Source organism: Deltaproteobacteria bacterium, assembly GCA_016874775.1.
GTDB lineage: Bacteria > Desulfobacterota > Binatia > Bin18 > Bin18 > VGTJ01.
The window spans coordinates 1-8,290 of the sequence record VGTJ01000226.1 but is presented as its reverse complement, the minus strand read 5'-3'; the positions used below and the strand labels follow the sequence as shown (position 1 = coordinate 8,290).

The 8,290-nt window shown below is 53.8% G+C and carries 10 protein-coding genes; 3 read left to right on the top strand and 7 right to left on the bottom strand.

What is annotated here, in order from left to right; translation table 11 throughout:
• The first annotated feature begins 163 nt into the window (after positions 1-163).
• Positions 164-1,123: an SMP-30/gluconolactonase/LRE family protein gene (locus FJ147_25525; protein ID MBM4259248.1), complete on the top strand. Its 960-nt coding sequence runs from the start codon at positions 164-166 to the stop codon at positions 1,121-1,123.
• 107 nt (positions 1,124-1,230) lie between these two features.
• Here the strand turns inward: FJ147_25525 and FJ147_25520 are convergent, their stop codons facing one another.
• Both FJ147_25520 and FJ147_25515 read right to left on the bottom strand, forming a co-directional pair.
• Entirely contained in the window at positions 1,231-2,496 is a 1,266-nt protein-coding gene (locus FJ147_25520; GenBank protein ID MBM4259247.1) for a CoA transferase, read from the bottom strand.
• 1 nt (position 2,497) lies between these two features.
• The gene (locus FJ147_25515; protein MBM4259246.1) at positions 2,498-3,763 is read right to left on the bottom strand and encodes a CoA transferase; all 1,266 of its coding nucleotides are present in this window, start codon (positions 3,761-3,763) and stop codon (positions 2,498-2,500) included.
• A gap of 179 nt (positions 3,764-3,942) precedes the next feature.
• On the opposite strand from FJ147_25515, the gene FJ147_25510 reads away from it, so the two are divergent.
• Both FJ147_25510 and FJ147_25505 read left to right on the top strand, forming a co-directional pair.
• Positions 3,943-4,698: a hypothetical protein gene (locus FJ147_25510; GenBank protein ID MBM4259245.1), complete on the top strand. Its 756-nt coding sequence runs from the start codon at positions 3,943-3,945 to the stop codon at positions 4,696-4,698.
• Between the two features lie 45 nt (positions 4,699-4,743).
• Complete coding sequence (locus FJ147_25505; GenBank protein MBM4259244.1) at positions 4,744-5,391, top strand: hypothetical protein; 648 nt, start codon at positions 4,744-4,746, stop codon at positions 5,389-5,391.
• Between the two features lie 322 nt (positions 5,392-5,713).
• Here FJ147_25505 and FJ147_25500 read toward each other — a convergent pair whose 3' ends face one another.
• The 5 genes from FJ147_25500 to FJ147_25480 form a co-directional block, all read right to left on the bottom strand.
• Complete coding sequence (locus tag FJ147_25500) at positions 5,714-6,727, bottom strand: alpha/beta hydrolase (protein MBM4259243.1); 1,014 nt, start codon at positions 6,725-6,727, stop codon at positions 5,714-5,716.
• A complete protein-coding gene (locus FJ147_25495; GenBank protein MBM4259242.1) occupies positions 6,627-7,403 on the bottom strand; it encodes a DUF1499 domain-containing protein in 777 nt (258 codons plus the stop codon). Before FJ147_25495 ends, FJ147_25500 begins: the two co-directional genes overlap by 101 nt.
• A gap of 113 nt (positions 7,404-7,516) precedes the next feature.
• Positions 7,517-7,696, bottom strand: coding sequence for a type II toxin-antitoxin system VapC family toxin (locus tag FJ147_25490; GenBank protein ID MBM4259241.1), 180 nt, complete (start codon positions 7,694-7,696; stop codon positions 7,517-7,519).
• Positions 7,693-7,938, bottom strand: a complete 246-nt coding sequence (locus tag FJ147_25485; GenBank protein ID MBM4259240.1) for a type II toxin-antitoxin system Phd/YefM family antitoxin — start codon at positions 7,936-7,938, stop codon at positions 7,693-7,695. Before FJ147_25485 ends, FJ147_25490 begins: the two co-directional genes overlap by 4 nt.
• A gap of 38 nt (positions 7,939-7,976) precedes the next feature.
• Positions 7,977-8,225, bottom strand: coding sequence for a hypothetical protein (locus tag FJ147_25480; GenBank protein MBM4259239.1), 249 nt, complete (start codon positions 8,223-8,225; stop codon positions 7,977-7,979).
• Between the last annotated feature and the right edge of the window lie 65 nt (positions 8,226-8,290).

The window sequence follows — 8,290 nt, the reverse complement described above, 5'->3', positions numbered from 1 at the left end:
GAGCTGGGAAGCCTATGATGAACACCTGCGTCAACGCACCCTTCGCCACCTCAAACGGACCGCCGCCCGGTTGGGGTTCACGCTCCTCCCCCAGCCCGTCTCGGCCTGAGAGTGTGTTTCTGAGCAGTGAAGCGAAGAATCTCTTAACAAACACTGAAGAGAGATGTTTCGCGGCGCTCAACTAAGAAGCAAAGACATCACAAAAGGAGAGAAAACCATGACTACTTTACCGATTGCAAGTGTAGATATTTTCGGCAAAGGCGTATTGCGTGCCGAAGGCGTTGTCGTCGATCGTGATGGCAGCGTTTGGGGTGGTGGTCGCAACGCCAAAGTTTACAAGGTCACACCGGACAACGTGGTCCACGAAGTCACAGAATTGCCTGACCGTGCGATCCCTAACGGCGTGACGTTAGATCGCGCTGGTAATTTTGTTTACTGCGACCTGAGACACAAAGCGGTGATGCGTTGTTCACCTGACGGTAAGGTCTCGATGATCGCCGATCGCGCTGGCGACTTGCCGCTATCGATTCCCAACTTCTGCAGTTATGACGCCGAGGGGAATCTATATGTCTCGAACTCCAGCTCGCAACCAGGAGCCAAAGTCTTTGAAGAATTCACTTCACCGGCTCCGAACGGCGCGGTTGCCCGTATTCGACCCGACGGTCGCGGAGAAGTCGTCGCGACAGGAATCTATTTCGCCAACGGCACAGCAATCGACCCGAATGAGGACGCCGTCTACGTTTTGGAAAGTAGCCGGTACGACTGTGTGCGCATCGCCATCAAGAAAGATGGCACCTTCGGCAAACCAGAGGTATATGCTTCCGGTTTTCCTGCCATACCCGATGGCATGGCATTCGACGTCAATCGCAATCTCTACATTACCCTGCCAGGTGTCCCACAGGACGGCAAACTTGCGCCCAGGAATAAGATCATCAAGGTAGATACCAACGGCAAATGGGAATTACTGATTGATGACCCCGACGGAACCAAGCTGGCGTTTCCGACTAACTGTGCGTTTGGTGGACCTGGATTGAAAGACCTCTATATTGCTAATCTTGAAGGCGACCACTTCAACCGCGTGCATCTCGGGGTCGCTGGCCATCCGCTGTACCATCAGCGGTAGGAATCATTTGGTCCCTCCTGGGAGCGCGGGCGTCCCGCCCGCAGAAAAAGCGACCGAGACGGTCGCGCTCCCAGGGAAGACGTTTTCTTACAAAGAGCGCCCAGCCTTTATATCGCCCCCTTCGCCTTCAGCGTACTCATCTCTGTACCACTCAACCCAATCCGTTCCAGCACTTCTTGTGTGTGTTCTCCAAGGCGTGGTGCGCCACGTTTGAAAGCCGTTACCCGATCTTTCCCATCAGTGCCCACCGACACTGGATAGAGGAGATCACGCCCGATTTCAGGATGATGCATAGGCTGAAACGTACCACGGGCCTGGAAATGTGGGTCATCCATATTTTCTTCGGGATACCTGACACTCGCCCACAGCAATCCCTTGGCTTGGGCGCGATGGTACACCTCTTCCATCGGCAGCGCGGCCACAAGTTTATCAATCCAACCACTGAAATATGCTTGCGCTTCGGCGGGAGACTTCTTGGCCAACTCACGGTACGACTCAGAAGCAAGGTCATGCTCGATACCAATCTCAGTGAGCATCTCACCAATAACACGGACGTCACGTTTGCCCCAGAACATGAACGCCTTGACGTAGCGCCCATCTTTGGTGCGACGGAGCCACGGCAACGAGCGCACCTCAGCAGCGTGACGACCAGTCTGCCGTTGTATGACTTTCTGATTATAAATGTAGTACGGCATAGCCACTTCAGTGCACAAACTCACGGCCTCATGAATCGACACATCAATACAATCGCCTTCACCAGTGAGTTCGCGAAAGTTGAGCGCTGCTGCAATCGCGATCACTGCGTTTTCGCACGCAATGTGATAGGCTTGCCACATTTCCGGCGCGATTGGCGGCGTATCGAACGTGCCATCAGGACGTGAGTCATAGCCGCACGAGGCCATCACCCCACCCATCGCGAGCTGAGTGAGGTCTGTCATCTTGAGGTCGCGATACGGACCATCGAGTCCAAAAGGTGTGACGGTGCAGACAACAAGTCGCGGATTGGTCTGTTGTATCGCACGATAGAGCGTTAGCCGTTGCGCCACATCTTTTGCCTCACCGGAATCGATAATAACGTCAGCACGCTTCGCCAGACGTTCCAAGACACCACGAGCTGCTGGGTGATCGACTTCTAAGCTCACACTTTGCTTACCCAAATTGTAGCGCGAGAAACACACACTCTGTTCTGGATCACGCTGAGGTGTCGTAAATGGACCGAAGCGGCGCGAGTGAGACCCACGTCGCCCTTCCAACTTGATGACCTCCGCACCAAACGACGCTAATAAGACTCCAGCAAATTCTCCGCGCTCGTCACCACTTTCGATGACGACCGTTCCGGCAAGAGCGGAACTCAGCAAAGCTTGGTTATCCATATTAGATCACCCACTCCTCTCTCAGCGTCGCGATTTCCTCGGGTGTGAGTCCCAGAACGTCGCGGTACACCGCATCGTTGTCCTCACCGAGCGACGGCGCACCGCGCCCTGGTAGTCCACCAACATGCACGTGCATCTTCTCGAACTTTGCGGGAAAGCCCTCGATCGGCCAGGTGCCGATTTCACTTTGTGGGAGCGGAACAAAGTAGCCACGCTCCTTGAGTTGGGCATCGCGCGTGCAGCGGTCGTCCGCTTTCTGCACTGCTCCTGCTGGCACGTCGCGTTTCTGCAGTCGCGTCATGAGGTCATAGCGATCTTCACTTTTAGTGAATTCAGTCAGCAAACGATCGAGGTCATCTTCGTTGGTTTTTCGCCCGGCTGCAGTCTGGAAGCGCGCCTCGCGTGCCCATACAGGTGAACCAATCTCTGCCACCAGGGCTTGCCACTGTTCGTCGGTCTGGACAGCGATAGTGAGCCATTCGTCAGTACCACGACACGGATACGCACCATGCGGCGCCCAGTCTACCGCTTGCATACGATTGCCATGACGGGCAGTGTGTGTACCGGTCAGTTGCGCCTCTAGGACTGCGGTTCCTGAGGTCATGATGCCAACTTCCGTTTGCGACGTGTCGATATAGCATCCAACCCCAGTCTTGCGTTGTTTCAACAAGGCAACCAACACCAGCATCGCCCCATAGTAACCAGTAGAGTGGTCGAGATAGGAATAGCCCCAGCCTGCTGGTGGCATCGGCTCTGGCAAGCCAGACATGTGGGTCAGACCCGACAAGGCCTGCGCTGTCGGGCCGACACTCAAATAGTCGTTATAGGTTCCCGACTTCCCCATGCCGGAGATCTGCATGTAGATGAGTCCAGGATTGACCTCACGCAGGGTGTTATAGCCAAGGCCCCAACGTTCCATCTGTCCAGGGCTATAGTTCTCGCACAGGACTGTGGACTTCGCGATCAAGCGTTTGAACAAATCCTGCCCTTGCGGCATGTTCATGTTGAGGGTCACGCCGTATTTACCAGCGTTGATATTGTTGAATAGCCCACTGCGATTGAGGCTGTCCGGTTCGCCGCCTCGGACTTTGGGGAACACGCCACGTAATAAGTCGAGTGCACGATCATCATGCCATTCGACACGAATCACTTCCGCGCCCATCGTCGCCAGCATGCGCGTGCAGTTCGGTCCGGCCACAATGCGGGTGAGGTCGATAACACGTACGCCCTCAAGAGGACGTCGCTTAGAGGTCGTGTTGTTTGCCATTGTGTTCTGTCTCCTACGGTAGGTGTCCACCGACGCTGCGGCATTATGGCGCGTTCCAGCTTATCCGGCAACCGTTGACAACGTGTAGGTTGAATTGCTGTTCGAGAGGCGGTAGAGAAAGGGCGATGCCCCCTGCCGCGCATGTGGAGGTGGGCCATCCAAGCAAAAAGGAGGGCGCTATGAAAACACAATCTGTTACAGTCGATCCGTCAACCGTGCCGTGGAAATCCCTGGCACTCGATAGTGACGGCACCGTCAATTTGCAGATGTATCTCAAAGGAGCAGACGATGGCCCAGAGGCGATCCGCGCGAGGATCTGTGACGGGTATGAGGTCGAGCCCCATTTTCACCTGGCAGCGCAGTTCCAACTTTTGCTCGAAGGGACGATGACCTTCCCGATGTTCAAACTTGAAGCTCCCGCCGTGCATTATACGGAGCATAACGTGCCGTACGGGCCATTTATCGTCAATGAAGGACACGACATGCTCGTGTTACATACCAAGCCCGGCGGAGTGATTATGATGCGCGACAAAGAACGCCGCCGTCAAGCAAATGCGCGTGGGCGAGAGTTCTCCTGCTGTGCGCACGAAGTAGAATGGGAACCGATGCCGGGACATACTGGGGCACGGCGGAAAGTCTTGATTCCGGCCCAGCGAGGACCATCAGCAGAGCTGATCGAATGTCCACCACAGATGGAACTCACAGTTCCAGTCAGCCCCTATGGTCGCTATGAAGTTGTGTACCGCGGCTCAGTTCTCGCCGACGGAAAGGAATTAGCACCAAAGAGCATACGGTTTGTCGACGCTGGCCAATCGGCGTCACCGCTCGTTAGTGGCCCCACAGGAGCAAGCATCATTGTGCTGACGTACGACGCCGATGCAGCAAAGAGCTATGGTGGAAGCACTGAGGAAGTGCTGGCGCGCATGGAACAGTAAACACCAGTTAGCGAAATTCACGAAGAGAAAAGGAGCAACTTGACTATGGCCGAACCAGGAATTTTTGAGATCATCTATTCAACCCGGGCGATGCGTCGCCTCAAGCCCGATCCCATTCCTGAAGACGTACTGAAGAAAATTGTTGATGCAGGCATCCGCGCACCCAGTGGTGGCAATGTGCAAGAATGGGCATTTGTGCTCGTGCGCGACCCGGAGTTGAAGCGCTTTATCCGCGATTACTATTGGAACACCTGGCAACAAATTGGAGCCTCAGGCAACTTCTCACTAAAGGACCTACCACAGCCACAGCAACGGATGCTTAATGCCGCCGCGGACCTCGCCGCCAATCTCGATGAAGCACCAGTATTGTTATTAGCATGCGCGCACAGAGAGTATACGCCGATTGCCGCGATGAAACTGCCACGGGCAAGTCTACTGGCAGTCCACGGGTCGATTTTTCCTGCGATTCAAAACATCCTGTTAGCTTGCCGCGCACTCGGTGTCGGCGCCACGCTCACGACTATTCACTCGTTCTTTGAAGATAAACTCAAAGCAAAAATCGGTATTCCAGAGAAGATGGAAGTCGCCGCTATGATTCCAATGGGTTATCCACGCGGCAAATTTGGTCCGGTTTCACGTAATCCAGTCGAAGAAGTCATTCACTGGGATCGCTGGGGCAATCAGAAGAGCTGATCTTTTTTGTGTTCTCGAAAAAGAAAGGAGGGCAACGACAACCAATCATCGCGATAGACGATCATGTCGAGCACCTGGGTCACATGGAGGCAATCAACTCTCAACTGTGTTGTTTAACAGAAAGGAGAACGGCGATGCCGCAAGAAGGTGATACCAAGAAAAAACATTGTGAAAAATGTCAACAAGAAACGACGTGGCGCTATTATGATTCGATGTTTGGCAAAGAGATCTGGCAATGTGTGGATTGCCAAAGCCGATATTATGAATAATTGCGTCGGGACGCACGGCCGTGCATCCCGACAGAGCGGCCCGGCAAGCAGCCCTACCCCAACTGCGTATGCACGAAATCGATGATCTGCTGCACTGCCTGTGCAGAAGCAGGTGAAGAGGCATTACGAATCGGGAACCCTTCTGCTTCTCCCTCAAAAAGTTCGAGCTGTACAGAACCACCCGCTTTGCGATACTGAGACACGAAGCGATCCAGATCGACACGAGGATGGGCACGGTCTTCAGTCCCTTGAATATAGAGCACTGGAGGAGTCATCACTCGTTCTCCCCGTTCTAATGCCAGTACCGGATTTCCCTCTGCCATTGCATCTTCGGTGATCCAGTATTTGTCGTGCAGCGGAATGACAACATCAATCAGATCAGGGCGCGGTTGGCCACTGGCTTTGAGCTTCTTCGCATAATGGTAACGTGCAAGGGGATCGATTACTGGCCAGCCGAGAATGATGCAGCGGAGAGTAGCGTCAACTGCAGGCGATCCGGCAGGAAGCGGGAGCGCTCCATAGCGTGGGTCATTCGGCCGCATACCCAACAACGCAGCTTGATGCGCACCGCTGGAGCTACCAAACATGCCCACCAAGTCAGCACGACTGCCCCACGTCGTCGCTTTGGCTTTGAGCCAGCGAATCGCATAATTGATATCGACCAATGAGCCAGGGTACGACGCATCTGGTGGCACGCGAAAATCGAGTGCCGCAACCACCACGCCACTCTTTGCCAGCGGCTCGTTGATCGGTGTATCCATCAAGCGATCGCCCATACACCACGCGCCACCATGTAAATCAATGACTAATGGGAACGGTCCAGCACCACGAGGCTTGAACAAGCGAGCGAGCAGCGGTTTATCCCCATGACGCAGATACTCAACATCTTCAATATCGATGTCATACGTTTTGCGTGCGTTGGTCGCCATAAGAAATCCCTCCTTTTTGTGAATACTCTCGGTTATCCTAAGAAGACCCAACTTTAGCAATTCGTCTGAGGTACTCGGTGATACGTTTGGCATTCGCGCCAACATCGCTCTTCCCGACGCGTGAGACAGAGCGGACATCAATACGACTGCCAGTACCAGCAGCCGCAATGCGAACCACCACATCATCCTTGAAACCGAACCAAAAAGTCGTGTCAGTTGCTTCGATGCGGCCTTCGCCGGGTTCGTTCGCAACGACCTCCCACCCCATGTCCTTCGCTACTGCCAGTGCGTGAGAGAAAGCTTGAGCTGGTGGAATCTGCAAAGAGAGAGGTCCCAAATCAGGGTAGCCAGTGCGTTGCTGAGCAGCGAGTTCTGGCCCTTCGTATTCCGCGGTATTTGGCGCACTGGCACGGAGGGGCAGAACAGCAACAAATTTCGGTGGGGTTTCTGTATCCGTAGTGATGTCATGAATCATTGGCACACTTTTCACGACCTGCCACCACTGCCAAGGAATCCAGATTGCCACGACTCCACCGATAAGACCAATCACAGCCAGTACAAATCCACGTCGCGCACTTCCTGAGCGCGCAAAGAACAGACCGAAGAGAGAGAGCACCGCTGCGGCTACCCCTGCATACGCCGCCCAACGAAAGACGGTCAACCCAGGGCGAAAATCCCACAAGCCGAGGCGATAACCGATACCAGATAACGGCAACAACAGAGCGGCAACCAGCGCCAACGCAAAACCACCAACAGCAACGCGAGAAAGCGGTCGAGGTATTATATCTGTATCCATGCCCTCTCTTTGACGCATCGTGTTGGGAATGGCAAGAGGAGGAGAGCATGAGACCCTTGCATTATCGGCTCATCGAGCGATTGAGTCATTGAGGGATCGATTAAACAAAAGCTGAAAGCGTTACCTCGCTGCTACCGTAGTGTCGATAGCAGTTTGCCTAACGCGTGCTTGAGTGCGGTCTCCCATACTGAAGCTGCACTCAGATAGACTTCATTGTCTGGATGCGTAACAACGGTACGAGCTTGTGTGGATAGCTCGGGAGCATCGTCAGCCATCCACAGGAATGTACAGGTATCGATAAGCAGCTTCACGACCCCTGTCCTTCAAAAGCTTGGAGAATTTCTTCAGGCAACGGCTCAAAAAACTCTGGTGGTACTTTGACCTTCCCCTTCGCTGTCCCAAGCGGACGAGGGGTAGTCCGTGGCTGGGGTAGAGGACGAATTTCGGCGATTGGCACATGATGGCGGCAAAGCAGAATCGTCTCCCCAGCTTCTAGATGCTTGAGGTAACGCGAAAGATGCGTCTTTGCCTCATGGATCTTAAGTTTAATCATGAACTTTAAAATAGACTAAGAAATGAACTCACCCAACATTATTCTGTTGTCTGGGTTAATCTTTGCAGCGTTGCTTTCGCCTCTTGCAAATCTTTCGTATCAAACCCTTCGGTAAACCAGTTGTAGACATCTGCTAGCATCTGGTGTGCTTCCCTCAGTTTACGGTGAGTCTCGTGCTGCGTGCTGCGTGTTGCGTGATCCTGCGCTTGGAATTGTCGTAGGCGCACTAAGGCATGGGCAAGAATTAAGTTACCGATTAAGAGCGAGGAAGAAGCGTATAGTTCCAATCGCCATGAAACTTACCGGGTTTGATATTGAGCGCTTGAAACTCATCGTCGGAGACCTGTAGGCC

Excerpts from the sequence above, each read along its gene's own strand:
- FJ147_25525 (MBM4259248.1), top strand. The coding sequence starts at position 164 with ATGTTTCGCGGCGCTCAACTAAGAAGCAAAGACATCACAAAAGGAGAG.
- FJ147_25520 (MBM4259247.1), bottom strand. The coding sequence starts at position 2,496 with ATGGATAACCAAGCTTTGCTGAGTTCCGCTCTTGCCGGAACGGTCGTC.
- FJ147_25515 (MBM4259246.1), bottom strand. The coding sequence starts at position 3,763 with ATGGCAAACAACACGACCTCTAAGCGACGTCCTCTTGAGGGCGTACGT.
- FJ147_25510 (MBM4259245.1), top strand. The coding sequence starts at position 3,943 with ATGAAAACACAATCTGTTACAGTCGATCCGTCAACCGTGCCGTGGAAA.
- FJ147_25505 (MBM4259244.1), top strand. The coding sequence starts at position 4,744 with ATGGCCGAACCAGGAATTTTTGAGATCATCTATTCAACCCGGGCGATG.
- FJ147_25500 (MBM4259243.1), bottom strand. The coding sequence starts at position 6,727 with ATGTCCGCTCTGTCTCACGCGTCGGGAAGAGCGATGTTGGCGCGAATG.
- FJ147_25495 (MBM4259242.1), bottom strand. The coding sequence starts at position 7,403 with ATGCGTCAAAGAGAGGGCATGGATACAGATATAATACCTCGACCGCTT.
- FJ147_25485 (MBM4259240.1), bottom strand. The coding sequence starts at position 7,938 with ATGATTAAACTTAAGATCCATGAGGCAAAGACGCATCTTTCGCGTTAC.